This window comes from Acinetobacter sp. YH12231, assembly GCF_013417755.1.
Taxonomy (GTDB): Bacteria; Pseudomonadota; Gammaproteobacteria; order Pseudomonadales; family Moraxellaceae; genus Acinetobacter; species Acinetobacter amyesii.
Map to the genome: position 1 here is coordinate 13,008 of NZ_VPDJ01000025.1, position 26,286 is coordinate 39,293.

The 26,286-nt window shown below is 41.6% G+C and carries 23 protein-coding genes; 10 read left to right on the top strand and 13 right to left on the bottom strand.

Features of this window, described 5'->3' with window-relative positions; all coding sequences use genetic code 11:
• Positions 1 to 46: 46 nt before the first annotated feature.
• The 10 genes from FTV11_RS14170 to rplU form a co-directional block, all read right to left on the bottom strand.
• A complete protein-coding gene (locus FTV11_RS14170) occupies positions 47 to 547 on the bottom strand; it encodes a hypothetical protein (protein ID WP_218949159.1) in 501 nt (166 codons plus the stop codon).
• 168 nt (positions 548 to 715) lie between these two features.
• The gene (locus FTV11_RS14175) at positions 716 to 1,195 is read right to left on the bottom strand and encodes a tRNA (cytidine(34)-2'-O)-methyltransferase (protein ID WP_180025806.1); all 480 of its coding nucleotides are present in this window, start codon (positions 1,193 to 1,195) and stop codon (positions 716 to 718) included.
• A gap of 266 nt (positions 1,196 to 1,461) precedes the next feature.
• Positions 1,462 to 2,862, bottom strand: coding sequence for a siroheme synthase CysG (gene cysG, locus FTV11_RS14180; RefSeq protein WP_180025807.1), 1,401 nt, complete (start codon positions 2,860 to 2,862; stop codon positions 1,462 to 1,464).
• 73 nt (positions 2,863 to 2,935) lie between these two features.
• On the bottom strand, positions 2,936 to 4,207 hold the full coding sequence (gene serS / locus FTV11_RS14185) for a serine--tRNA ligase (RefSeq protein WP_180007573.1): 1,272 nt from the start codon (positions 4,205 to 4,207) through the stop codon (positions 2,936 to 2,938).
• A gap of 117 nt (positions 4,208 to 4,324) precedes the next feature.
• On the bottom strand, positions 4,325 to 5,116 hold the full coding sequence (locus FTV11_RS14190; RefSeq protein ID WP_180025808.1) for an RsiV family protein: 792 nt from the start codon (positions 5,114 to 5,116) through the stop codon (positions 4,325 to 4,327).
• A gap of 161 nt (positions 5,117 to 5,277) precedes the next feature.
• Positions 5,278 to 5,973 carry an outer membrane lipoprotein chaperone LolA gene (gene lolA, locus FTV11_RS14195; protein WP_111885313.1) on the bottom strand — a complete coding sequence of 232 codons (696 nt, stop codon included), beginning with the start codon at positions 5,971 to 5,973 and terminating at the stop codon, positions 5,278 to 5,280.
• Between the two features lie 232 nt (positions 5,974 to 6,205).
• Positions 6,206 to 6,469 (bottom strand): YadA-like family protein, encoded by a 264-nt coding sequence (locus FTV11_RS14200; protein ID WP_180025786.1) that lies wholly within the window; start codon positions 6,467 to 6,469, stop codon positions 6,206 to 6,208.
• Positions 6,470 to 6,481: 12 nt separating this feature from the next.
• A complete protein-coding gene (locus FTV11_RS16975; protein ID WP_373685430.1) occupies positions 6,482 to 7,537 on the bottom strand; it encodes a hypothetical protein in 1,056 nt (351 codons plus the stop codon).
• 331 nt (positions 7,538 to 7,868) lie between these two features.
• Entirely contained in the window at positions 7,869 to 8,123 is a 255-nt protein-coding gene (rpmA, locus tag FTV11_RS14215) for a 50S ribosomal protein L27 (protein WP_067764378.1), read from the bottom strand.
• Between the two features lie 19 nt (positions 8,124 to 8,142).
• On the bottom strand, positions 8,143 to 8,454 hold the full coding sequence (gene rplU / locus FTV11_RS14220) for a 50S ribosomal protein L21 (RefSeq protein ID WP_078191390.1): 312 nt from the start codon (positions 8,452 to 8,454) through the stop codon (positions 8,143 to 8,145).
• 459 nt (positions 8,455 to 8,913) lie between these two features.
• Here rplU and sdsA point away from each other — a divergent pair, with 459 nt between their 5' ends.
• From sdsA to FTV11_RS14260, 8 genes are all read left to right on the top strand, one after another.
• Positions 8,914 to 9,891 (top strand): All-trans-nonaprenyl-diphosphate synthase, encoded by a 978-nt coding sequence (sdsA, locus tag FTV11_RS14225; protein ID WP_180025809.1) that lies wholly within the window; start codon positions 8,914 to 8,916, stop codon positions 9,889 to 9,891.
• A gap of 31 nt (positions 9,892 to 9,922) precedes the next feature.
• Complete coding sequence (locus FTV11_RS14230; RefSeq protein WP_180025860.1) at positions 9,923 to 11,974, top strand: site-specific recombinase; 2,052 nt, start codon at positions 9,923 to 9,925, stop codon at positions 11,972 to 11,974.
• Between the two features lie 152 nt (positions 11,975 to 12,126).
• A complete protein-coding gene (locus FTV11_RS14235) occupies positions 12,127 to 12,723 on the top strand; it encodes a phosphatase PAP2 family protein (protein WP_180074204.1) in 597 nt (198 codons plus the stop codon).
• Positions 12,724 to 12,765: 42 nt separating this feature from the next.
• The gene (locus tag FTV11_RS14240) at positions 12,766 to 14,031 is read left to right on the top strand and encodes an efflux RND transporter periplasmic adaptor subunit (RefSeq protein WP_180074205.1); all 1,266 of its coding nucleotides are present in this window, start codon (positions 12,766 to 12,768) and stop codon (positions 14,029 to 14,031) included.
• A gap of 12 nt (positions 14,032 to 14,043) precedes the next feature.
• A complete protein-coding gene (locus tag FTV11_RS14245) occupies positions 14,044 to 17,223 on the top strand; it encodes an efflux RND transporter permease subunit (protein WP_180074206.1) in 3,180 nt (1,059 codons plus the stop codon).
• Positions 17,223 to 18,677 carry a multidrug efflux RND transporter AdeIJK outer membrane channel subunit AdeK gene (adeK, locus tag FTV11_RS14250; protein WP_078191396.1) on the top strand — a complete coding sequence of 485 codons (1,455 nt, stop codon included), beginning with the start codon at positions 17,223 to 17,225 and terminating at the stop codon, positions 18,675 to 18,677. The genes FTV11_RS14245 and adeK overlap by 1 nt, the downstream gene beginning before the upstream one ends.
• A 151-nt stretch (positions 18,678 to 18,828) precedes the next feature.
• On the top strand, positions 18,829 to 19,185 hold the full coding sequence (locus FTV11_RS14255) for a YbjQ family protein (protein ID WP_078192212.1): 357 nt from the start codon (positions 18,829 to 18,831) through the stop codon (positions 19,183 to 19,185).
• 3 nt (positions 19,186 to 19,188) lie between these two features.
• The gene (locus FTV11_RS14260; protein WP_180074207.1) at positions 19,189 to 19,632 is read left to right on the top strand and encodes a YbjQ family protein; all 444 of its coding nucleotides are present in this window, start codon (positions 19,189 to 19,191) and stop codon (positions 19,630 to 19,632) included.
• Positions 19,633 to 19,665: 33 nt separating this feature from the next.
• Here the strand turns inward: FTV11_RS14260 and FTV11_RS14265 are convergent, their stop codons facing one another.
• From FTV11_RS14265 to FTV11_RS14275, 3 genes are all read right to left on the bottom strand, one after another.
• Positions 19,666 to 20,682 (bottom strand): hypothetical protein, encoded by a 1,017-nt coding sequence (locus FTV11_RS14265; protein WP_180074208.1) that lies wholly within the window; start codon positions 20,680 to 20,682, stop codon positions 19,666 to 19,668.
• Positions 20,683 to 20,756: 74 nt separating this feature from the next.
• On the bottom strand, positions 20,757 to 21,563 hold the full coding sequence (locus FTV11_RS14270) for an SDR family NAD(P)-dependent oxidoreductase (protein ID WP_180025811.1): 807 nt from the start codon (positions 21,561 to 21,563) through the stop codon (positions 20,757 to 20,759).
• A gap of 44 nt (positions 21,564 to 21,607) precedes the next feature.
• Positions 21,608 to 22,279, bottom strand: coding sequence for a hypothetical protein (locus tag FTV11_RS14275; protein WP_180074209.1), 672 nt, complete (start codon positions 22,277 to 22,279; stop codon positions 21,608 to 21,610).
• A gap of 184 nt (positions 22,280 to 22,463) precedes the next feature.
• On the opposite strand from FTV11_RS14275, the gene FTV11_RS14280 reads away from it, so the two are divergent.
• Positions 22,464 to 25,358, top strand: a complete 2,895-nt coding sequence (locus tag FTV11_RS14280; RefSeq protein WP_180074210.1) for a valine--tRNA ligase — start codon at positions 22,464 to 22,466, stop codon at positions 25,356 to 25,358.
• Between the two features lie 58 nt (positions 25,359 to 25,416).
• Entirely contained in the window at positions 25,417 to 26,175 is a 759-nt protein-coding gene (locus FTV11_RS14285; protein WP_180074211.1) for a hypothetical protein, read from the top strand.
• Positions 26,176 to 26,286 lie beyond the last annotated feature (111 nt).

The following is a 26,286-nucleotide window of genomic DNA, read 5'->3' on the forward strand; positions in this document are numbered from 1 at the left end:
AAGGACATGGATCATTCACATAAATCAAAGCAGTGATAAAAATCACTTATTTTAAGCGGCAATTAAAACCCATCTTGGTATCAACGATATTATTTTCATAACCTAAGCTTTGAATAAATTGATTTCGATCTGCTACTAACTGCTGATCGGCAGGGCTAAGACGCGCTTTATTTTTTTGAGCCAAGCTGTATGTTTCATTGACTAAGTCTTGATATAGCCCACATACTTCCTGACGCTTTGCTTTTTTCAATTGGCGACCACCATACCAAGACCTCTCAAAATCGTCGGCTTTTAGTGTTTTTCCCCATTCCTCAATACGCTGATTTTGCCTTTGCTGCATTTCCAGCATACCCTGCTGGATTTCAGCTTTAGTAAAAGGCTTAATCACCTCAACCTTCGGTACAACTGGAACATTTTCTGTAGTTGCAGTGACGGTCACTGGTGTCTGTTCTGTTGTGTTCGATACGGTTGGATTAGCCCAACTCATTGATGAAATGAATCCGGTCGCAATCACGACACCAAAAGCTTTTAAATTTATAGATTTCAAGTTTTAAGTACCCGTTTTATTTCTTCACAGTGTTCTTATACACATTTTTATATTGATGCTGAAGTTTTTAAGCCCTTATTTTACAAAACTTCATTGCTGTAAACGGTTCACTGTGTTCACTCCCAATAAAAAACCGCTCGATAGAGCGGCTTTTTGAACAGATCACACTTAGACCAATTCTTTAAAGTCTTGCTGACGCCAAGCTTCATATAAAATCACAGCAGTAGCATTAGACAAGTTTAAACTACGCGAATTTGGTGCCATCGGGAGGCGAATCCAATGTTCTTTTGGGAACATCATACGGACATCTTCCGGCAAACCACGTGTTTCAGGCCCCATCAACAGTGCCACAGGACGATTTAAATTAGAGGTATGCGGTGTTTCAAAACCTTTGGTGGTTAATGGATAAATGGCATCCATGTCAATACCTTGCGCTTTTAAGCCCGCAAGGCATTCTTCAAAGTTTTCCCACACTTTCATGTGTGCCCATTCATGATAATCCAAACCGGCGCGGCGGAGTTTTTTATCATCCAGCTCAAAACCTAATGGCTTGACCAAATGCAACTGCGCTCCAGTATTGGCACATAAACGAATGATATTCCCTGTATTTGCAGGAATTTCTGGCTCGTATAAAACAACATGGATCACAGTTTTTTTCTCTACTCTTTAGTTAAATAATGGCTTAAAGCTCAGGCTATAGTTTCTATAGCTGTAGCATAAGTTTAGATGGTACAACAAGCGCTTGCTTATCTACATTGCTTAGCTTTCGCATTGCAATTGGACAATACAATAACTTGCTTATTCTCTTTGCTCAGGCATAGCCTTCGCCTTGCACGTGGACAATTCAGCAGCTTGCTTATCCTCTTTGCTCAGGCATAGCCTTCACCTTGCGCTCGGGCAACGCGTTGCGTTGCTTATCCTCGCTCATGCCATTGAAGTTGTTCACGCAGACTCACCACATCACCAATAATGGTCAATGTAGGCGCCTGAATTTGGTATTCACTGACTTTAGATGCAATATCTGCCAATGTCCCAACCACGACTTTTTGTTCAGGTGTCGTCCCTTTAGAAACCAATGCGACAGGCATATCTGGACGCTGCCCGTGCGCGATGAGTTTCTCACAAATTTTTTCTAGACCGACCAAGCCCATATACAGCACGAGCGTTTGATTTTGATAAACCAACTCATTCCAAGGTAGCTCCGGTGAACCTTCTTTGAGATGTCCTGTCAAGAAGCGTACACTTTGCGCATAATCTCGATGCGTTAAAGGAATCCCTGCATAAGCCGAACATCCAGAGGCAGCAGTAATTCCCGGAACGACTTGGAAGGCAACGCCTGCCGCAAAGAGTTCCTGAATTTCTTCACCGCCGCGGCCAAAGATGAACGGATCTCCACCTTTTAAGCGGCAGACGCGTTTTCCCTCAATGGCATATTTCACCAGTAAGGCATTGATGCCTTCTTGCGGAACAGCATGATTGGATCTTGCTTTACCTACATAGATTTTTTCGGCATCGCGGCGGCAGAGGTCCATAATCGGCTGAGAAACCAAACGGTCATAGATCACCACATCCGCTTGCTGCATTAAACGCAGAGCTTTTAAGGTCAACAGTTCAGGATCACCCGGCCCTGCCCCAACCAAATACACCTCACCTTTCGGCTGTTTCCATTCCAATAAGGCCTGTTCAATCAAACGATTGGCTTCAGTCAAATTGTCATTGAATACTTGCTCTTTGAGCGGACTTGCATACAAATCTTCCCAAAAAATACGGCGTTCATCTGGATTGACGATTTTGGCTTTAACAGCTGCGCGCCATTGGCCTGAGAACTCAGCCAGTTTGCCCATGCCATGTGGAATTGAGCTTTCTAACTGGGTGCGGATTTGGCGTGAAAGCACTGGCGATGTGCCATTAGATGCAACAGAGATGACCAGCGGAGAACGGTCAATTATCGCAGGAACCATAAAACGGCAATGCGGCGGATCATCGACACTATTAACCAAGACATTTTCAGCTTCGCAGGCTTCAAATACCGCCTGATTGACAGCTTTGTCATTGGTTGCTGCAATCACTAAACGAAACTGACGCAGCGCAATGGCATTTTCTTGATAAACCGATTCGTGATAAATCGAGTTGAGATATTGACCTTGGGTTTTATTAACCAAGCTCAATAAATCATCTTCAATTTCAGGTGAGCAAACTGTCAGCTGTGCGCCCGCTTTTGCAAGCAGCACAGCCTTTCGATATGCAATTCGACCACCGCCAACAATCAGACAAGGTTGCTGCTGCAACTTCAAAGAGATTGGAAAGATATCCACACACGACCTCAATAGTTTAAATCTGATTGTCTTAAGCAATTTTTGTGCACAAATGTATGCACTTTATCGACTATTAATCGATAAATTCAGCACCGCCCATATATGGACGAAGTACTGCTGGAATTTCAATTGAACCGTCTGCACGTTGATAGTTTTCCATCACGGCAAGTAAAGTACGACCAACTGCCAAACCTGAACCATTCAGCGTGTGTACAAACTCAGTTTTCTTTTGGTCAGCACGGTAACGCGCTTTCATACGGCGTGCTTGGAAGTCACCCATGCATGAGCAAGATGAAATTTCACGGTAGGTATTTTGACTTGGCACCCAAACTTCTAAATCATAAGTTTTGATTGCACCAAAGCCCATGTCTCCGCCACACAGAACGACTTTACGGTATGGTAAGCCTAATGCTTGAAGAATACCTTCGGCATGACCCGTTAATTCTTCCAAAGCATCCATCGAAGTTTCAGGTTTTACAATCTGAACCATTTCTACTTTGTCAAATTGGTGTTGACGGATCAAACCACGTGTATCACGGCCATACGAACCCGCTTCGCTACGGAAACATGGCGTATGTGCTGCATATTTTAAAGGTAGACGTTCTGGGTCAATGATTTCATCACGCACGAAGTTGGTTACAGGCACTTCTGCAGTCGGGATCAGGTAGTATTCTTTTTCGCCTTGAAGTTTGAATAAATCCTCTTCAAATTTAGGCAATTGGCCTGTACCACGTAAAGAATCTGCATTAACTAAATAAGGTACATACGCTTCTGTATAGCCATTTTCCAAGGTATGTGTATTTAACATAAATTGGGTAATTGCACGCTGTAAACGCGCCAATGGGCCTTTGAGTACGCTAAAACGAGTACCTGTCAATTTGGTTGCGGTTTCAAATTCTAAACCGCCCATCATTTCACCCAAGTCAGTATGGTCTTTGATCTCAAAATCAAACTGACGTGGTGTACCCCACTTTAGAACTTCAACATTGTCATTTTCGTCTTTGCCTTCTGGCACAGACTCATGAGGTAAATTTGGAATCGATAAAGATTTGGCTTCAAGTTCAGCCTGAAGCTCAGAAAGTGCAACTTCTGCGGCTTTAATTTCATCACCAATAGCAGACATACGTGCCATGATTTCAGATGCATCACCGCCAGCTTTTTTAATTTGACCAACTTGTTTTGCACCAGCATTACGTTCAGCTTGTAACGACTCAGTTTTAGACTGAATTTCCTTACGGCGAGCTTCAAGGTCTGCCCACTCTGCTACGTTAAGTTGAACACCACGTTTTGCTAAGGCTAAGTTTACAGCCTCAATATTATTTCTGAGTAATTTCGGGTCGATCATAGCCAATCTTAAGTAAAGAAAAAAACTGGCTATAGTGTAAGCTCTTAACACTTAAAAATACAGTGACCGAGCTTACAGGTGCCCCTTATTAGACCAATAATCTTGCTTCAAATTGTCTTATTTGGTTTCGTAATTTGGCAAACTTGGTAAATATTCAGGTTTAAATAGCCCTTTAGCCATAAAATATGGAAGTTTTAGCTCAGGCATGCCCTCTGCGTAGCTCGCCAATTCATACAATGGATAAGCAAATACGATCCCGTTCGCGCCATAATAAAAATTATCGCTTAACTGTAGTTTTGAACGTTCAATATCGTGACTATCCAACCACATATAGTTGGCATCAAAAAGTGCGCTAATCACTTTCGCGTCTGCACCTTTGACCAAGACATCTTGTAAAGCCAAACGTTTTTTGGCTTTTAAATCAAAATTGACATATTCAACATGCGACATGCCATGAGCCGCATGCGCTGCGTAGGTATAGCTTTCGATTGCAAAAGTTGCGATATGTCCCCACTGACTAATATATCGAACAGAAGTGGTACTTTGACTTAGGCCTACATCCGTCTTGTCTGATAAATCGATTTTTTGATTCGGCTCAGTTGAAAATGCAATCGGGTCTGCTTTTTTAATCCGATCAGTAAAATATTGATTAATCCAATCAACATTGGTTTCAACTGTTTGAATCCTATATTGGGTACAACCTTCCGCATCGCAAGCTTGAGCTTTTGGTAATTGCATCTCAACAGATTTAGATTGAATAAGTGGAATCGCATCAGCGACGACCGCTGGCTTCTGTTCCGTCGTTGCACCTTCAACAGGTTCATTTCGAGGATGGCAGGCCGTTAATGACCCGACTAAAACCACAGCTGAAACAGCCCAAGCTATATTATTCATATGATTTTTTTTCATCCCAAAATTCCCTATAGCAACAATCAAAACCACAAGTTACTTCATTTAAGCAAACTGTGAATATCAGCATACTACTAAATTTCACTTAAATTCAGCTTGCGTCCTTTACATTTCTTCATAAAAAAAGCAGACCGATGTCTGCTTTTTTTCGTTCATGAGAATTATTGATCAATAATGTCCGTACCTTTTGGAGGTACAAAGTTAAAAGTTGATGCTGGAATAGACGCATTGACCTTCACATTATTGAAACGTACATGGGTTGTTTGACCTAATGAGTCTTGGAGAATCATTAAGGTCGGCGCATTTTTCGCACCAAAACTAATGGTTAAGCTTTGAAACACGCCATCATCACTTTTTGGATATAAGGTGTAATAGGTTTTGGTCTTATTCGGCTGTGTAATACGATAAGACTTCATGATTTGAGCTGTATTACCTGACAATAATAATGCAGGCGTATTCGCAACTTGGTCATCTAAGCTTTGGCGTACCGCTTGTTGTAGGTCTGGGTCATAGATCCAAACCGTTTTACCTGTAGTCGCAATGGTTTGCTTAGATGGGCTGGTTGTTTCCCAATAGAATTTACCCGGACGCTGAACTTTCATGACCCCAGTAAAAGTCTGGTTCATATGCTGAGCACTTAAACCTTTCTTTTGAGTTGCTTTCGGGTTGGTCACTTTTGTAGTTTGCTGAAAGTTAGCAGTAAAACTTTTAATACCCGATAATTGTTTCACCAAATTGGCAGTTGCCTGCTGCTCCGACGCTGCAACTGGTGCCGCGAATACTGTCGTACTCATAACCGGTGCCAGTGTCGCTGCACCTAATGCCATAGCACAGATGGTTTTACGAAGCATTTTCATAGATTCACCTTTTATATTTGCATCAACGCAATTTGTTAGATGGCTCCATCTTAAACCACTTTCATTGACTAAATTTAGAGAAAATAAGAAGTTTTGTATGGTTATTAATGCAAATTGCTGTTTTTTATTCATCATGATGGAGAAATATAAAGTAAAAAGGCACTTGATTTGACTCAAATGCCTTTCAAATAATTAAACCATGATTTAGCAATTTCAACATTCCAATTTTCAGTTATTTCCATTGCCACCCAATAGCAGCTCCTGCACCAAAGTCACTTTCAGAGTTGCTGGTTACCCCAATTTTATACACATATTTTTTGTTTTCAGTGACACCACTGAAGCCAAGAGCATAGCCTTGTTCACCGTCCCAAGTCCCCATACCTGCACTGAACATGTTGTAACCTGCATCTGTGGGTTGAGGTAAGGAGGCGATTGCAATACTTGAAGCAACAGCACCGTAAACATTATCTTTAAATTTATTGAAATTATGGTTCAATTCATTCACACGTTAATTGGTATAACTATTGGCTTGATTAAGTACATTTGCCCCATGCTGATCTGTATATGCTTTTGAACTATTTAACACTTCTAGATCTGCTTGACGCATTTGTTTCACGTTTACCGCATCGGTGTCTGCCGTACCAGCTGCCACATGGATAATTTGCTGCTCTGCACCAGCCGAGCCAACGGAAACCGTATTATTGCGGTCAGAGCTTGAACCATTGCCAAGTACAACAGCATTATTTGCAGAGGTGTTGATATTGTTACCAACCACATAGGTATTATTACCAGTGACTGTATTATTGGTACCTAATGCACCAGATCCATCACCACTGACTGTATTGTTTACACCGAGGGCAATAGACTGATTACCATCAGCTTTATTACCTGCACCAACTGCAATCGCATCTTGTCCATTCGCAGTTGGTTTAGGTGCTGTATTGGCAACGTTTGATTGAATTTTAATGTACGGATCTGTTTCTTTTAAGCTCAACAACCATTCAACTTCAGTACCGACAAATCCATTTTTTATCGCAAGTTCATACGCACTGAAACCATTTTCACCTGTTAGCCCTTGTGCGCCAACTACACCATGTAGACTTTCTAGCCATTGGTCCTCATTGCCTTCATAACCATTGCTCACCGCAACTTGATAAGCACTTGCACCATCTAGACCATTGCTGCCATTCAGACCGTTCAACCCATCCTTACCATCGATGCCGTCTCGGCCATTGAGTCCATCTTTACCAGTAGCACCTGTAGCGCCTGTTGCTCCAGTATCACCTTTGTCACCCTTAGCTCCGGTTGCACCTGTAGCGCCTACTGCGCCAGTATCACCTTTGTCACCCTTAGCTCCGGTTGCACCTGTAGCGCCTTTGTCACCTTTAGCTCCAGTCTCACCCTGTGCACCTGTTGCTCCTGTCTCACCAGCAGGATCTTGAGGTCCCATTGACCCTACTGGCCCAGGAATACCACTATTGCAACGATTACAAGTATGCTCAGGATATGACGAGCCACTCCCACCAGCCCATGCAATTGAGCCTAGAGAAAGTAAAATACTCACAGCAAGTAATTTTGGTACAGCTTTAATAGCGATTGAAGTTGTTTCACCAAGTTGTAGTGTCTTTTAAAATGCAATTTGTTGGCTTTTATCAGGACAATTCCTTTTCTGATAGTCAGCACCGATAAAAACTGTATTCAATATTTTATTCATGTCCTTATCCTTTTTTTGTATTTGTACTCCTCTATTACGCTCTTTATTTTTTGTGATTCAAATCACTATTTATTGTGAATTTATTGATTTGTAGCTCACTTGTAACAATCTAAAAAATACCTCACATTTTATTCAGACGAAAAAAAACCCGCAAAAATGCGGGTCTTTTTTCTATTCGAGCTTACGCTTCAACAGATACGTAGCGACGACCGAATTGGCCTTTCACTTCGAATTTCACAACGCCGTCAGCAGTTGCAAATAAAGTATGGTCACGGCCCATACCTACATTTACACCAGCGTGGAATTCAGTACCACGTTGACGAACGATGATGTTACCAGCAGTCACAGATTGACCGCCGTAGATTTTAACACCCAACATTTTTGGGTTCGAGTCACGACCGTTTTTAGTCGAACCACCGGCTTTTTTAGTTGCCATGTCTACTTACTCCTCGTAATTAGCCTGAAATAGCTGTAATTTTCAACTCAGTGAACCATTGACGGTGACCTTGTTGTTTACGATAGTGTTTACGACGACGCATTTTGATGATGCGGATTTTGTCGTGACGACCATGGCTAACTACTTCAGCAGTTACTTTAGCGCCAGCTACTACTGGTGCACCAATTTGAATGCTGTCACCGTTAACAAGCATCAACACGTCATCAAAAGTAACAGTTGAGCCAGTTTCAGCTTTCAATAATTCTACTTTAAGGGTTTCACCCTCAACTACACGGTGTTGTTTACCACCGCTTTGGATTACTGCGTACATTTAAGTACTCCAAACATGCCCGTGTTGTCGTGCCGGTAAAGGGATATACCGATCTTAAAACGATCGTCACTGGGGTTTCGCAAAGGCAAAGATTTTAAGGGATAACCCGAAAAACAACAAGTCATTTCCGTAAAATATTAGATGAGTATGCGTTTATTATATAAACAGTGTCATTAAAACCATTAAAATGAGTGCTCTATTTCACTTATCATGCTTTTGGCAAGGTTTGACATAGATTTTTAGCAACAATTCGCTAATATACACTGGACTTACATCAACATCATGCTGTTCAAACAACATGCTAAAGATAAAAGTCTGTTAAAAAATAAGTACAATACTTCCGCTTGATGAAAAAAATCACTTAAGATTAAGTCAATTGAGTAAGTTCTTATCTGTTATTCATATAACAAATTGCTACACTACGTCTGTAATTCAAAAATTATTGAGGTTTCTCTTCATATGACCATCGACTTTAAGCAAGATATTCTCGCGCCTGTTGCCACTGACTTTGCTGCGATGGACAAATTTATTAATGAAGGGATCACGTCTAAAGTTGCCTTGGTCATGGCAGTCAGTAAACATGTGGTTGAAGCAGGCGGTAAACGCATGCGTCCAATTATGTGTTTACTTGCAGCAAAGGCATGTGGCGCAGAAGATTTAGAAAAACACCGTAAACTTGCAGCAATTATAGAAATGCTACATACCGCAACCTTGGTTCATGACGACGTAGTTGATGAATCGGGATTACGCCGTGGTCGCCCAACCGCAAATGCGACATGGAATAATCAAACTGCCGTACTAGTGGGGGATTTTCTAATTTCACGAGCTTTTGATTTATTGGTGGATCTAGACAGCAAGGTATTACTCAAAGACTTTTCAACGGGTACCTGTGAAATTGCTGAAGGTGAAGTTTTACAACTTCAATCACAGCACCAACCCGAAACTACTGAACAAACTTATTTAGATATTATTCACGGTAAAACATCACGTTTATTTGAGTTGGCCACCGAAGGTGCCGCGATTTTGACGGGTACACCAGAGTACCGTGAACCGCTTAGAAAATTTGCCGGACACTTTGGAAATGCCTTTCAAATTATTGACGATATTTTAGATTACACCTCAGATGCTGAAACATTAGGTAAAAATATTGGCGATGATTTGATGGAAGGTAAACCAACTTTACCTTTAATCTCTGCCTTAAAGAATACCACTGGCGAAGAACATGACATTATTCGCCGCAGTATTGCCACAGGCGGTACGGCAGATTTAGAGCATGTTATTCAGATTGTACAAAGCTCTGGGGCACTTGATTATTGTAGCCAACGAGCGACTGAAGAAACTGAGGCAGCACTAGCCGCTTTAGCAGCGCTACCAGATACTGAATATCGTCAAGCTTTAATCAACCTCGCAAACTTGGCATTACACCGAATTCAATAATTAACAATATTCATCGTAATTCCCCTTGCCTATGCATATAAAACTCAATGATATCTTTTTGACCATGCAGCAACAGCTCGATACCCCTCGGGCTGTGCTGGATGAAAACCTGCTGATCGAATTGATCAACCGAATTCGACCAGAAGATACAAAAAATACCGACGAAATTAAGAAAAAATTTCAGGCTTTCATCCAAGCTTTACTCATCACGCCAGATGCAGCCTCTACCCTGCAAAGTTTTGTCCTAAAGCTCATTAGCCGATATAAACAAACCAGTTTATATGCGGACACGGGTATTTTGTCTCTCGATGGTTTCTGGGGACAACTGTTCCAACGGCTTGGCGCACATTTTCTTCCTCTGATCAATGACGAAACTCAATTACAAGATTTAGTCCGTCGAGTTTTTTATCGTCATAGCGACAAATATTGGCTGGACAGTATTGATGATCAGCAATGGATGCAGCTCTTTCGACTATTTAATCAAGGTCATAGCAATCAGGAAGAAAAAAAGAAAATTCGCCGTGAGTTAATTAAAGCCATTACCGTTTTGTCCTATCGGGTAAGTGGTATTGGCTTATATCCTGAATTTATTAATGCACAACCTGAACTGACCGAATATGAATCACCTTTTTTGGTGCAAAACCGCGAAATAAACGATTTTATTCAGCAGTATAAAAAGCTGCATCAAAGTGCTGAAGAAATGAGTGCTGTGCTACCGCCAGATGCTTCTCAAGCGTTGGTAATGCTGGAACAATGTCGTGATGTGGTGCTGAAAATTCGGCGTGCGACCAAACGAATTGGTGTAAGTGTCAGCCTGACTTACTTATTGTCGCTTTTAGAACAGTGTTTAGATCGCTTAGAAATCTTACTCAACCTGATTGTTGAAGAAGATGATGTCCGCTATGTATCTATGGGTAGTTTACTCAGTGATGTGACGTCAGCGATTTATAGCGAGCGCAGTGTGCGCGATTTGCTCGCCACCAATAGTGAATTGGTTGCCCTACAAGTCACCGAAAACGCAAGTAAAACTGGCGAACACTATGTAAGTACGGACAAACAAGGCTTTATGAGCATGTACCGATCTGCGGCAGGTGCCGGTGTGATCATTGCATGTATGGCAACTTTAAAAGTGCTGATGGCCCGTGTCAGCATGGCACCGCTCATGCAAGCCATTTCATATAGTCTGAACTACTCTTTCGGCTTTATGCTGATTCATGTCTTACATTTTACTGTTGCCACTAAACAGCCTGCGATGACAGCTGCCGCCCTTGCCTCGACGGTTCAGCATCGTAAAGGCTCGAAAATGGCGCAGATTGCCGAACTTGCCGCGCTAATTATTAACATCATTCGAACCCAGTTTATTGCAATCTTAGGCAACATCAGTATTGCGATTCCTGTTGCAGCATTGATCGCATTAAGTTGGGACATGGCTTTACATGAGCCATTAATGAATCATGCAAAAGCAGCTAAAACCTTACACGACCTCAATCCATTTACCTCACTGGCTGTGCCACATGCTGCGATAGCTGGAGTATGTTTGTTTTTATCAGGTTTGCTTGCTGGGTACTTTGACAACATGGCGATCTATCGCAAAGTTGGACCACGGATTCAAGCACATCCAAAGTTAAAACGCATCATGGGTCAAGAGAGACTGGATAAGCTTGCCGCTTACATTGAGCGAAACTTAGGTGCTTTGGCAGGTAACTTCTTATTCGGGATCATGCTGGGCAGTATGGGTACGATTGGATTTATTTTTGGTTTACCTTTAGATATTCGCCATATCGCCTTCGCCTCGGCCAACTTCATTCAAGGCCTCATCAATATTAATGGTTCACCAGACATTGGCTTAATCATTGTGTCATTCTTAGGGGTTATTCTGATCGGTCTGACTAACTTATTCGTCAGTTTCACGTTAACCATTATTGTGGCACTACGGGCACGTCGCGTAAGATTTGAACAATGGAAACCACTGGCTAAACTGGTGATGACTCATTTTCTAACGCGACCAAGTGATTTTTTCTGGCCACCGAAAACCCCACTTGAAGTTGAAGATGGCACACAAGCCAGTAAGAACAATCATTAGCAGATTTGTGTTTTATTTTAGTAAGATGTAAATGAACACAAAAAATAAAATCAGTATGATTTACACAGACTTGAAATAAAGTGTACTGATGAGTACACTTTAGTCCATTAATTAACCGAGCTCAAACCGGTTAAAATGACAAGGAATAAAATATGCCACGAACGCTACTGTTTGTTGGTTTTTTTGCATTAATTATCAGTGTGTTGTCGCTTTATTCTAGCTATTTAAATCTATTAGATTTAAGTATCGTGGAATGGATGAGTCAGCACCGTATTGCTGTTTTTAATCAAATTGCCATCGGACTTTCCGCGCTAGGGGGCATGCCTTTTGTATTATTTTTCACCACGCTATGGTGTTTACACTTTGCGTGGTATAAAAAATATACAGAGATTGTTTTTATCAGTATAGGGATCTTTGGAAGTATCGGCCTTGCATGGTTGCTTAAATTTACGTTCACCAGACCGCGTCCCCCAGAAATGTACCATCTTGTAGCGTCTTTCGGGAGTTCATTTCCAAGCGCACACAGTTGTTATGCTGCATCGCTTGCGTGTTTGATGATCTTGATTTACCGACAACATGCTCAACATCGCTTGATCACCATTTTGGCATTGTTATGGATGCTGTGTATGGGTGTTTCGCGAGTTTATGTTGGGGTTCATTTTCCGACAGATGTCTTATCCGGTTGGAGCATAAGTTTTATTTGGATCACGCTACTTTATTTGAGTTACATCAAAATCAGTAAAGCGTAAACAAATGAATAATTTAGATAAATATCTAATTGAGGTGGAACAATGATGTCTGCAAAGCTTTGGGCTCCTGCCCTGACTGCTTGCGCATTGGCAACAAGTATTGCACTTGTTGGTTGTAGCAAAGATCCTAAAGATGCACAGCAAGCTGCTGCTGCACAGCAAATGCCACCAACTGAAGTCGGTGTCATTGTTGCCCAACCGCAAAGCGTTGAACAATCTGTTGAACTTTCAGGCCGTACATCTGCCTATGAAATTTCAGAAGTACGTCCACAAACCAGTGGTGTAGTACTGAAACGTCTATTTGCAGAAGGTAGCTATGTTCGCGAAGGACAAGCCTTGTACGAGATCGACTCGCGTACAAACCGTGCTTCAGCTGACAGTGCTCGTGCTGCTTTAACACGTCAACAAGCAAACCTAAACGTGTTACGTGTTAAAGAAGGTCGTTACCGTCAGCTTGTTGGGTCAAATGCGATTTCAAAACAAGAATACGACGATATTGTTGCGCAAGTTAAACTGGCTGAAGCAGACGTTGCTGCATCTCAGGCAGAACTTAAAAATGCTGAAATTAACTTAGGTTATTCAACTGTACGTGCGCCAATTTCGGGTCAAACCAACCGTTCAACTGTGACTGCTGGTGCATTAGTTACTGCATCTCAAGCTGATCCATTAGTCACAATTCAACGTCTTGATCCAATGTACGTTGACATTAACCAATCAAGTGCTGAACTTCTTCGCTTACGTCAACAATTAAGCCAAGGCAACTTGGACAGCAGTAATAACACCAAAGTGAAATTACGTCTTGAAGATGGTAGCGAATACCCAATTGAAGGTCGTCTTGCATTTTCTGATGCGAGTGTGAACCCAGATACAGGTACGGTTACACTTCGTGCTGTTTTTTCTAACCCGAATCATTTATTACTTCCGGGTATGTTTGCGAATGCTCGCATCGTTCAAGGTGTGATTCCAAATGCTTACCTGATTCCACAAGCTGCCATTACGCGTACCCCTACAGGTCAAGCGATTGCAATGATTGTGAATGCAAAAGGTGCTGTTGAATCTCGTCCTGTAACCACTGTTGGTACGCAAGGTTCGAATTGGATCGTGACTCAAGGCTTAAACACTGGCGATAAAGTGATTGTTGACGGTATTGCGAAAGTTAAGCCAGAGCAACAAGTTGTAGCCAAACCGTATCAACCTCAGGCTGCTGCACCTCAAGGTGCGCAACAACCTGCTGCAGCAAAGCCAAACGCTAAAGCCGCAGAACAAGCAGCGCCTAAAACTGAACAAAAAGCTACTTCAAACGCATAGGGAGTAGACTGAATGGCTCAATTCTTTATTCATCGCCCCATTTTTGCATGGGTGATTGCATTGGTGATTATGTTGGCGGGTGTACTCACGCTATCAAATATGCCAATTGCACAGTATCCGACCATTGCGCCGCCAACGGTTTCAATCTCTGCGACTTACCCTGGTGCATCTGCAGAAACAGTTGAAAACACCGTAACCCAAATCATTGAACAACAAATGAATGGTTTGGATGGCTTACGTTATATTTCGTCAAACAGTGCGGGTAACGGTCAGGCATCTATTACATTGAACTTTGAACAAGGGATCGATCCAGACATCGCCCAAGTTCAAGTCCAAAACAAACTCCAGTCTGCGACAGCGCTATTACCTGAAGACGTACAACGTCAAGGTGTAAAAGTCACCAAATCTGGCGCAAGCTTCCTACAAGTTGTAGCATTCCACTCACCGTCGGGCAAGTTGACTGCGGACGACATTAAGGACTATGTAAACTCGAATATTTCTGAACCTCTCAGCCGTGTGGCAGGTGTAGGTGAAGTCCAAGTATTTGGTGGTTCTTATGCGATGCGTATTTGGCTAGATCCAGCCAAAATGGCAAACCTGAAAGTTACACCGAGTGATGTGGCTGCGGCTATCCGTACACAGAATGCTCAGGTTGCTGTTGGTCAGTTAGGCGGTGCGCCTGCAACTGAAGGTCAAGTACTGAACGCGACAGTTACAGCACAAAGTTTGTTGCAAACACCAGAGCAGTTTAAAAACATTTTCCTGCGTAATAGTATCAATGGTGCTCAAGTACGTTTAGGTGATGTTGCACGTGTTGAATTAGGTGCTGACAACTATCAGTTCGACTCTAAGTTCAACAACAAACCTGCTGGTGGTGTAGCGATCAAACTAGCAACTGGTGCAAACGCATTAGATACAGCCGAAGCTGTTGAAGCACGTTTAAAAGAACTACGTCCAAACTACCCTGAAGGTTTAAAAGACACGCTTGCATTTGATACGACTCCATTCATTAAGTTATCGATTGAAAGTGTTGTACATACCCTTGTAGAAGCCGTGATTCTTGTATTCTTTGTGATGTTCTTATTCTTACAGAACTGGCGCGCAACGATTATTCCGACATTGGCTGTACCTGTAGTGGTATTGGGTACTTTTGCTGTCATTAACATGTTTGGTTTCTCGATCAACACACTCACCATGTTCGCGATGGTACTGGCGATTGGTCTCCTCGTGGATGATGCGATTGTTGTCGTAGAGAACGTTGAACGTGTTATGGTTGAAGATCATCTTGACCCAGTGACTGCAACTGAAATCTCAATGAAACAGATCTCGGGTGCCTTAATCGGTATTACCTCTGTGTTAACCGCTGTATTCGTGCCGATGGCATTTTTCGGTGGTACGACAGGTGTAATTTATCGTCAGTTCTCAATCACGCTGGTAACAGCAATGATTCTGTCATTGATTGTAGCATTGACCTTTACCCCTGCCCTATGCGCGACCATGTTGAAACAACATGATCCAAACAAACCAGAAAGCAACAATATCTTTGCCCGCTTCTTCCGTTGGTTTAACAGCTCTTTTGATAAAGTTGCGCATAAATACCAAGGCGGCGTGAACTTCATGACACACCACAAGATTTTCTCTGGTGTGATTTATGCAGTTGTAATCGGCTTATTAGTGCTTTTATTCCAAAAGTTACCATCATCATTCTTACCTGAAGAAGACCAAGGTGTTGTAATGACACTGGTACAGTTACCACCGAATGCCTCACTTGAGCGTACGGATAAAACTGTCACTGCAATGACCGATTACTTCCTGAAAAACGAAGAAAAATATGTCGATTCTGTATTCAGTGTTGCCGGTTTCTCGTTCACAGGTGTAGGTCAAAACGCAGGTCTTGCATTCATCAAGTTAAAAGATTGGGAAGACCGTACATCACCTGAATCTCAAGTGGGTGCGATTATTCAACGTGGTATGGCATTGAACATGATCGTGAAGGATGCTTCATACATCATGCCAATCCAATTACCAGCAATGCCTGAATTGGGTGTAACTGCCGGCTTCAACTTGCAGTTAAAAGCTTCTGCAGGTCAAACTCATCAACAACTTATCGATGCCCGTAATATGGTGCTCGGTATGGCTGCTCAAGATAAACGCCTCATGGGTGTTCGTCCTAACGGTCAAGAAGATACGCCACAGTACAAAATCACGATTGACCAAGCTCAAGCCGGTGCTATGGGTGTCAGCATTGCTGAAATCAATACCACAATGGGTATGGCATGGGGTGGTTCTTACATCAATGACTTCGTTGACCGTGGTCGTGTGAAGAAAGTCTATGTACAAGGTGAAGCTGCGGCACGTATGATGCCTGAAGACCTGAGCCAGTGGTATGTCCGTAACAACCAAGGCACAATGGTTCCATTCTCGACCTTCGCTACTGGTGAATGGACTTATGGTTCACCACGTCTTGAACGTTATAACGGTATCGCATCTGTGAACATTCAAGGTTCACCGGGTGTGGGTGTAAGTTCGGGCGATGCGATGAAAGCGATGGAAGAAATTGTACAAAAACTTCCTTCGATGGGCGTTCAAGGCTTTGACTATGAATGGACTGGTTTATCTCTAGAAGAACGTGAGTCTGGCGCACAAGCACCATTCTTATACGCACTTTCATTGTTAATCGTCTTCCTATGTCTTGCTGCCTTGTATGAAAGCTGGTCTATTCCGTTCTCAGTATTACTGGTTGTACCATTAGGTGTATTGGGTGCGTTATTACTGACTTTCCTTGGAATGGTGTTCTTCAAAAATCCAAACTTGGCGAATAACATTTACTTCCAGGTGGCTATTATTGCCGTCATTGGTTTGTCCGCGAAGAATGCGATCTTGATCGTAGAATTTGCCAAAGAACTTCAAGAAAAAGGTGAAGATCTGTTTGACGCAACTTTGCATGCCGCTAAAATGCGTCTACGTCCAATTATCATGACCACTTTAGCCTTTGGTTTTGGTGTACTTCCTCTTGCGCTTTCTTCGGGTGCAGGTGCAGGTAGCCAGCACTCTGTAGGTTATGGTGTATTGGGTGGCGTAATCAGTTCTACCCTACTTGGTATCTTCTTTATTCCTGTGTTCTACGTATGGATCCGAAGTATCTTTAAGTACAAACCAAAACAACAAAATAATCAGGAGCATTTATCGTGATGCAAAATGTATGGTCTATTGCAGGTCGTAGCATTGCGGTTTCTTCACTTGCGCTTGCTTTGGCTGCCTGCCAAAGCATGCGTGGTCCAGAGCCGGTTGTTCAGACCAATATCCCCGAAAGCTACACAGCAAGTGCTTCTGGTACTTCTGTTGCTGAACAAGGATATAAAGATTTCTTTGCTGACCAACGTCTGGTACAAGTTCTTGACTTAGCTTTAGCCAATAACCGTGACCTGCGTACCGCAGCTTTAAATATTGAACGTGCACAACAACAGTATCAAATCACTGCCAATGGTCAATTACCAACCATTGGTGCAAGTGGTAGCGTACTTCGTCAAGACACGTTGAATACGCAAAAGCCTGTAACTTCTTACAATGTCGGTTTAGGTGTCACTGCCTATGAACTTGATTTTTGGGGTCGTGTACGTAGCTTAAAAGACAATGCCTTAGATAGTTACCTTGCAACTGCAAGCGCCCGTGATGCAACGCAAATTGCGCTTGTGGGTCAAGTGGCGCAAGCATGGTTAAACTATGCGTATGCCAACTCAAACTTAAAGCTTGCGGATCAAACCTTAAAGGCTCAGCTTGAATCTTATAATCTCAACAAAAAACGTTTTGATGTTGGTATCGACAGTGAAGTTCCTGTTCGTCAGGCTCAAATTTCTGTAGAAACTGCACGTAATGATGTTGCGAACTATAAAACTCAAATTGCTCAAGCGCAAAACTTATTGAACCTATTAGTGGGTCAACAAGTGCCTGCGAACTTGCTGCCAAACCAACGTGTCAATCGTATTACTTCGACCAATACCATTGGTTCAGGTATTCCAAGTGACTTGTTGAACAATCGTCCAGATGTCCGCGCAGCTGAATACAAACTTTCTGCTGCTGGTGCGAACATTGGTGCAGCTAAAGCACGTCTGTTCCCTACTATTAGCCTGACAGGTTCTGCGGGTTATGCTTCAACGGACTTAGGTGATCTATTTAAATCAGGCAACTTTGTATGGTCTGCTGGCCCGAGCCTAGATATTCCAATCTTCGACTGGGGTACACGTCAGGCCAATATTAAAGTTTCTGAAACTGATCAGAAAATTGCATTGTCTGATTATGAAAAATCAGTTCAGTCTGCTTTCCGTGAAGTGAATGATGCGCTTGCAGTTCGTCAAAACATTGGTGACCGTATTGCAGCACAGCGCCGTTTAGTTGATGCAACCAATACAACCTACAAACTATCAAATGCTCGCTTCCGTGCTGGTATTGATAGCTACCTAACTGTACTTGATGCGCAGCGTGCATCTTATGCAGCTGAGCAAGGTTTGTTGTTGCTTGAACAAGCAAATCTCAACAACCAAGTTGAATTGTATAAAACACTTGGTGGTGGTATCAAAGCCAACACTTCTGATGCTGTGCAATACCAACCGTCTACTGCTGAGCGTAAAGCTGCGTCAAAACAATAATTTGATTTAGCCTAGCCCGTAATATTTGAAAAGCTCACTTCGGTGGGCTTTTTCATTTTTAGATCGAAGCTTCAAAATAAAAATGAACATATTGCTTTTTGTTGAAGAGTTTCCTATCTTCAATTCACCTTTTTATATTGATAACTAAAAAATGCTTTTAAGTAATCTTGAATCTGTTCCGGGTCATACCATTACACAACAACTTGATGTCGTTTATGGCAGTACTGTCCGCAGTAAACATGTTGGTCGTGACTTTATGGCTGGCCTAAAAAATATTGTGGGTGGTGAACTCAAAGGTTATACAGAACTACTCGAAGAATCCCGTCAAGAAGCTATGAGCCGTATGATTGATAAAGCACGTGCCTTAGGCGCGAATGCAGTCGTCGGCATCCGTTTTTCAACCTCAAATATTGCTCAAGGCGCCTCTGAATTATTTGTATATGGCACGGCAGTTCGCGTAGAAGCCAACTCAGCAAAACTACCAGACCCATTTCCAACTCAGGACTAAGTCATGGATGCCTTTATTTTTAAAGTCCTGATCTTTGTGGTGCTCTTTTGTATTGGTTGGGGCTTCGGTCGCCATATCGAACAAAAGCATCTCAAAGAACTCGAAGCTCAAGAAAAACGTTTATCGCATATTCACATAGACAACAACCGCTTTAAAACTACTGAACATTTCGGACAACTGATTTCAAGTAATGTAGTGATTTCACATGATTATTTTAAATATGTGATTGCCAATATTCAGAACTTCTTTGGCGGACGTTTAACCAGTTATGAAAGCATCGTCGATCGGGCACGTCGTGAAGCCGTGGTGCGTTTAAAGCAAGAAGCTGAAAAGATGGGCGCAACGCAAATTATGGGCCTGCGTTTAAGCACCACTGAGTTGGGTATGCAAGGCGGCATGGTCGAAGTCTTTGCGTATGGGACAGCAATTCAAAAGAGAGACATCTGATCTCTCTACTTCTCCCCAATTCATTTTTACTATTTAATTTACTTTACACAATGTGTTTTCAAACTCTTCATAACTCACATTTTCATTGCGACAAACTTTAAAACAAACTTCATTAAATTTCTTTTCATCAATATTTGGATCATGATAACTAAATGCAACATCTCCAGCATAAGCACGTGCCAGATCTTGCACCACAATGTCAGCTTTACATCCATATAAAGTTGGACATGCCTCTAATGTTCCTTCGTAATACTCTTTACACTGAGTCGGTTCGACATCCACCTTATTGGGTTTTTGCATCGACACATTTAAACCATTTTCATTCATTAGAAGAAAATATTGAAGTTTTCTAAATGGTTTTAAGTCAATCTCGAGTCCCGAATGATTGATACGAGCCAATTGATCTTTGTAAGAATTATGATCATCTGAGATTAACTCTGCATTACCAGCTTTATCGATTTTGATAAAGCTATAGTTGACAGGCATATATGCGCCACTCCCCTTATGTGCAATCACTTCGATCAAATGATCTTTCGCAATAAATGCGCCCGTAAATACAGTCGATTCAACACTGGTCAGCAACTTACCTTTCACTAAAACACAATATCCAAAACATTGATCTTTGAATCTAGCCTGATCGCCTTTAAAATCATCAACAGGATGAAATTCAGCTCGCCATTTAAAATCACCAATTTTATTCGAGCTATAAGGTAATTTATCAACATCTGAATCTTGAGGATTTTGACTGTAATACTCAGACTTCAATAATCCTTTTTCATCAAATAGTGCTTCGATCGGTAACCACCCCTCATTTGGTCCTCGTATTACAACTTCTGCACTCGCCGCTTCAACATTAGGTTCAATCTCAACAGATTCAGTAACTGGTTCTGATACAGTTCCTATTTCTTTTTCAGGCTTTTCGAGCGTTGACTTCTGCTCAATTTTTTGAGTTTTCTGTTTAAAATAAAAATAAGCCACCGTACCAATTACACCAATGATTGCGCACAAAATGATGGCTATTCCCCATTTGTTAAAATTATTCTTTTTCATTTCTTATAATCTCGATACTCATTAAAAAAGTCACTGTTAAGAGTGACTTTTAAACTATTTAAACTTGATAAAATTTACTTCACTTTGGTTTTACGAATCATTTTATACAACGTTGTTGGTGATAATCGAGATACCCAAACACCGAGCTTTTCTTTAGAACCACCCACCACGATGTATTCTTCCCCACGTTGCAAAGATTGCACCACCGTTTCGGCAAACTCATTGGCTTCTAGACCATTTTCAATGGCTTCATCCTGATGCCCTTGTGGCTTGCCTGCACCATTGAGTGCATTAAATGAAACATTGGTTTTGACAAATCCGGGGAATATCACTGATACGCCCACCCCTTGATCCGCAACTTCCGCACGTAGACTGTTTGCCCACATATGAATAGCAGCTTTTGCAGCAGAATAGGTCGCGCGGTATTGTGTCCCTAATAAGCCTGCAACACTTGAAACAAAAGCAATTCGACCAGACTTTTGCGCTAAAAAAGTCGGTAGAACGGTTTTAGTCAAAAATACTTGAGAAAAATAATCTACTTCCATGATGGCTCGTTCAGTCTGCATGGTCGTATCCGTGATCAATGCACGCTGACTCAATCCCGCATTATTGATTAGCCAGTCAATTCGACCTTTATGCGCAAGGACTTGTTCATAAGCATGGCGAACTTGTTCTTCATTGGTAATGTCTGCACACACTGAAAGATGCTGATCTGGATGTAATAATGAAACACGGGCTTTTTCCAACTCTTCAAAACGACGTGCGGTCAAAATGACCTGCGCCCCTTGCAAAGCACATTCTTTTGCTAAAGCTTCACCCAAACCTGAAGATGCCCCAGTAATCCACACCACTTTTCCATTCAAATCATCTCGTTTTGCCATTTTGACATCCTTTTAAATAACTAATTTATTCATTTATATGTATTTTATGCTTTATGTAGTACAGGCTTATTGCTCAAAAACACCATAAAATGGTCAAAGTACTGACTCATCGATTGTGCATCATAAATTTTGCCGAGTTTATCAAAACGTTTATAACCGAGTTGCGTGGTGAGATTGATGACACCGGTTAAAGTTTTATCCACCACCATATTAAATTTCAGCATTTTTTTTGGTTCTCGCACCAAATGCGTCACCCCGGCATCGACCACTTGTGTAAATGCCTTCAATGCGAGTGGGACATATTGATTCTGCCCTTCTTTCATTTGACTGACATAGGCAAGCAAGTCGGTGGCTAAAGAGGCATCGATCGGATAATGCATATAATGCTGACCATCTTCGCTGTAAAAACGTCCATATAAATAATTTACCATCGGTACAAGGCGGTCATTGCTGAAAAAAGACACCGACCACGGCATATATTTACGGGTCGTTTCACGTATTTGCTGAATAATTTTTTCGGATTCATTGTCTCCAGACTTATTCATGCGCGCCATTTGGCCAAAAACTTGATCTAAAATTTCACATGCAATATCCGCTAAATTATCCCCTAAGGCTTTGGACTGACTTTCTGTTTCACCTTCATTGAGTTTTTGATGAATCGTCTCAAAACGTTGATATGTCGTAGGTTGAATCTTTAAAGAAATAGAATAAGTCATTTGATATTGCTCCTTTTATCTTAGTTTTGGGATCAATGGATACTTCTTATCTTAGGTCCTATCATACGGACTCTTTTATTTACTGCCAAATCCTAAAAGTTAACATTCGCCCAACATCCCTAATTCACCATTTTTTTTGCTACAATAGATCTAATTTTTTATCCACTTTTGATCTGTTTAGACTATGACTGATTCAGCGCAAAATATTGCTACGACCTACGATCCGACCGAGATCGAAAAAAAATGGTACAAGACTTGGGAAGAGAGAGGCTACTTCAAGCCATCTCAAAAAGGTGATTCATTCTGTATTATGATTCCGCCACCAAACGTCACTGGTAGCTTGCACATGGGTCATGGTTTCAACAATGCCATTATGGATGCGTTGACTCGTTATAACCGTATGTCTGGCAAAAATACCCTTTGGCAGCCGGGTACTGACCATGCCGGTATCGCAACACAAATGGTTGTTGAACGTCAATTGGGCGCTGAAGGCATCAGCCGTCACGACCTAGGCCGTGAAAAGTTCATCGAAAAAGTGTGGGAATGGAAAGAACAATCTGGCGGGAACATTACCCGTCAAATTCGTCGTCTAGGCTCATCTGTAGACTGGTCACGTGAACGCTTCACCATGGACGAAGGTCTTTCTAACGCGGTTAAAGAAGTATTTGTTAAACTTCATGAAGAAGGCTTAATTTACCGTGGTAAACGCCTAGTCAACTGGGACCCTAAACTACAAACTGCCCTTTCTGACTTGGAAGTTGAGTCTGATAAAGAAGAAGCAGGTTCACTTTGGCACTTCAAATATTTCTTTGAAGACAAATCAATCCGCACCCATGACGGTAAAGATCACATCGTGGTTGCAACAACTCGTCCTGAAACATTGCTTGGCGATACAGCTGTTGCGGTTGCGCTTGATGATGAACGCTATGCAGCGCTTGTAGGCAAAAACATCATCCTACCTATTACAGGCCGTGCTGTTCCTATCGTAAAAGACGAATATGTAGACAAAGAATTTGGTACAGGCTGTGTGAAAATCACCCCTGCGCACGACTTCAATGACTATGAAGTGGGCAAACGCTGTGAACTTCCAATCATCAACATCTTCAACAAAAATGCTGAAGTGTTGGCTGAGTTTGAATACATCGCGAAAGCGGGCGAGCAAATTTCTAAAACCATTCCTGCACCTGCGGACTACATTGGTTTAGAGCGTTTTGCTGCACGTAAAAAATTGGTTGCTCAAGCGGAAGCTGAAGGCTGGTTAGACCAAATTCAACCATACACACTGAAACCACCTCGCGGTGACCGTTCAGGCGTGATCGTTGAGCCACTTCTAACAGACCAATGGTATGTGAAAATTGCGCCGCTTGCTGAGCCTGCTATTAAAGCAGTGAAAGATGGTGAAATTAAATTCGTTCCTGAGCAATACAGCAACATGTACATGGCTTGGATGAATAACATTCAAGACTGGTGTATCTCACGTCAATTATGGTGGGGTCACCGTATTCCAGCTTGGTACGATGCTGAAGGCAACGTATTTGTCGGTCGCGACGAAGCTGAAGTTCGTGCGAAAAATGGCATTGCGCCTGAAGTTGAATTGAAACAAGACGAAGATGTATTGGATACATGGTTCTCTTCTGGTCTTTGGACGTTCTCAACTTTAGGTTGGACTGGCGACGCGGCGAAAGATAAAGAAAACTATTTCCTAAACACTTTCCACCCGACTGATGTACTGGTAACAGGTTTCGACATCATCTTCTTCTGGGTTGCCCGCATGATCATGATGACCATGCACTTCATGAAAAATGAAGACGGCACACCACAAGTTCCGTTCAAAACTGTGTACGTTCACGGTTTGGTACGTGATGGCGAAGGTCAGAAAATGTCTAAATCTAAGGGCAACGTGCTTGACCCATTAGATTTGATTGACGGTGTTGACCTTGAAACTCTAGTACAAAAACGTACTACAGGACTCATGAACCCGAAACAAGCGGCGAAGATTGAAAAATCTACCCGTAAAGAATTCCCTGAAGGTATTCAATCTTACGGTACTGATGCGGTTCGTTTCACTTTCTGTGCGCTTGCGAACACTGGTCGCGACATTAAGTTCGACATGAAACGTGTTGAAGGTTACCGTAACTTTGCCAACAAAATCTGGAACGCAACGCGTTTCGTGATGATGAACTGTGAAGAGCAAGTGATTGGTATCAATGCTCGTCAAGACCTTTGGGAATTGCCTGAACAGTGGATCGTAAGCCGTTTACAAAAAGCGGAACAAGCGGTGCAAACTGCATTTGCAACGTACCGTTTAGACTTGGCTGCGCAAGCGATTTATGAGTTCATTTGGAATGAATACTGTGACTGGTATGTAGAGCTGACTAAGCCTGTTCTAAATGACGAAAACGTATCGGTTGAACGTAAAGCTGAAGTACGTCGTGTTCTTCTTGCTGTAATGGAAGCGTCTTTACGTTTGGCTCACCCATTGATGCCTTACCTAACAGAAGAAATCTGGCAAACGCTTGCGCCGAAACTGAACATTTCTGGCGAAACAATCATGTTGGCTCAGTACCCTGTTGCGGATGAAGCGAAAATCAACGAACAAGCTGAAGCAGATATGCAATGGCTGCAAGGTTTGATTGGTGGGGTACGTAATATTCGTGGTGAGATGGGTCTAGGTAATGCTCGCTTGTTGCCTGTTCTTCTTCAAAATACCACTGATGCTGAAAAAGCGCAGATTGCTCGTATTGAACCATTGTTTAAAGCATTGGCAAAAGTTGAAAGCATTACCTTCTTGGCTGATGGTGAACAACCGCCATTGTCTTCTTCATCTGTTGTCGGTCATGTGTCCGTATTCGTTCCAATGAAGGGCTTAATTGACCCTAAAGCGGAATTGGGTCGTCTGCAAAAAGACTTAGACAAGGTTCAAAAACAGCATGACCAAATTGCAACCAAACTTGGCAATGAAGGTTTTGTGGCGAAAGCACCTGCTGCTGTGGTTGAAGGCGAGAAAGTGAAACTTGCTGAGTTTGCTGACCAGTTAGCGAAAATTAAAGCGAATATGGAGCAGATTGCAGCGCTTTGATTTCTTTTTAAATATTTAACAAATAAGATAAAATCCCTTCATTTTTGAGGGGATTTTTATGCAAACAATAATAGGGCATCATATTTTCTTAATTACATTAGGAATAATCTTATTTTTTACAGTAAATTTTATAGGTAAATATTCAAAAGGATTTGGGTATGCAGAAATTAAATTTGATATTCATAGTGATGAACTCGTAGGGTTTAATTTTATTCTCAGGATACTTACCCCCGTAGTCTTTACCATCCTTGTTTCTTCAGTAATTTTTTACTTCAAATATGACTGTTTAGTAACTAACATCTACTTATTAGTAGTATACAGTTTTGCATTTCGAGCTGTTTGGAATTTAGTACATAACCGTACTAAGTTAATAAATTGGTATGCACAAATTGGATATGCGACCATCGCAATATTAGCCACATATTTAGCTTATAAATATTTAATTTTACCGAAAACACCACTTTTCCCTGATTTAGAGACCGTTGCTAATGAACTATGGATTATAATTTTTTTGTTTTTATATAAGATCTTTAATGAAGTGAAATTTGAACCTAAATTCAAGAAAAAAAGAGTTGATAGTTATATTGAAAACCGTTTGTCATTATTTAAGAGTAAATATGAAGGTATCATTGATCAATCCATTGATGAAGAGCTAAAAAATTTTAAAAATAAAGCGAATATCTATCTAATTGATCAAGAAAAGCTAGAGGATTATAAGTTTTTAAGACATTCTTTACTAAAGCCTTTTGATAACATTTTTAAAATTTTTATAAAAAATTTAATTTTTTCTATTATGATTAATAGATCTCTTTCATAAATCAAAAAACGATCTTCTTTTTGGTTAATATTTGCACTCCGGATTTCTTAGCATTCGTGCATAATCTGCGGATGAAATACATCGATTCAAACAAGCTTTCTGATCCTCAGT

Coding starts and splice junctions, on each gene's coding strand:
- FTV11_RS14260 (WP_180074207.1), top strand. CDS start 19,189: ATGGATGCCTTTATTTTTAAAGTCCTGATCTTTGTGGTGCTCTTTTGT.
- FTV11_RS14265 (WP_180074208.1), bottom strand. CDS start 20,682: ATGAAAAAGAATAATTTTAACAAATGGGGAATAGCCATCATTTTGTGC.
- FTV11_RS14245 (WP_180074206.1), top strand. CDS start 14,044: ATGGCTCAATTCTTTATTCATCGCCCCATTTTTGCATGGGTGATTGCA.
- FTV11_RS14230 (WP_180025860.1), top strand. CDS start 9,923: ATGCATATAAAACTCAATGATATCTTTTTGACCATGCAGCAACAGCTC.
- FTV11_RS14275 (WP_180074209.1), bottom strand. CDS start 22,279: ATGACTTATTCTATTTCTTTAAAGATTCAACCTACGACATATCAACGT.
- rplU (WP_078191390.1), bottom strand. CDS start 8,454: ATGTACGCAGTAATCCAAAGCGGTGGTAAACAACACCGTGTAGTTGAG.
- FTV11_RS14270 (WP_180025811.1), bottom strand. CDS start 21,563: ATGGCAAAACGAGATGATTTGAATGGAAAAGTGGTGTGGATTACTGGG.
- lolA (WP_111885313.1), bottom strand. CDS start 5,973: ATGAAAATGCTTCGTAAAACCATCTGTGCTATGGCATTAGGTGCAGCG.
- FTV11_RS14255 (WP_078192212.1), top strand. CDS start 18,829: ATGCTTTTAAGTAATCTTGAATCTGTTCCGGGTCATACCATTACACAA.
- FTV11_RS14280 (WP_180074210.1), top strand. CDS start 22,464: ATGACTGATTCAGCGCAAAATATTGCTACGACCTACGATCCGACCGAG.
- adeK (WP_078191396.1), top strand. CDS start 17,223: ATGCAAAATGTATGGTCTATTGCAGGTCGTAGCATTGCGGTTTCTTCA.
- sdsA (WP_180025809.1), top strand. CDS start 8,914: ATGACCATCGACTTTAAGCAAGATATTCTCGCGCCTGTTGCCACTGAC.
- FTV11_RS14190 (WP_180025808.1), bottom strand. CDS start 5,116: ATGAAAAAAAATCATATGAATAATATAGCTTGGGCTGTTTCAGCTGTG.
- FTV11_RS14285 (WP_180074211.1), top strand. CDS start 25,417: ATGCAAACAATAATAGGGCATCATATTTTCTTAATTACATTAGGAATA.
- FTV11_RS14240 (WP_180074205.1), top strand. CDS start 12,766: ATGATGTCTGCAAAGCTTTGGGCTCCTGCCCTGACTGCTTGCGCATTG.
- rpmA (WP_067764378.1), bottom strand. CDS start 8,123: ATGGCAACTAAAAAAGCCGGTGGTTCGACTAAAAACGGTCGTGACTCG.
- serS (WP_180007573.1), bottom strand. CDS start 4,207: ATGATCGACCCGAAATTACTCAGAAATAATATTGAGGCTGTAAACTTA.
- FTV11_RS14235 (WP_180074204.1), top strand. CDS start 12,127: ATGCCACGAACGCTACTGTTTGTTGGTTTTTTTGCATTAATTATCAGT.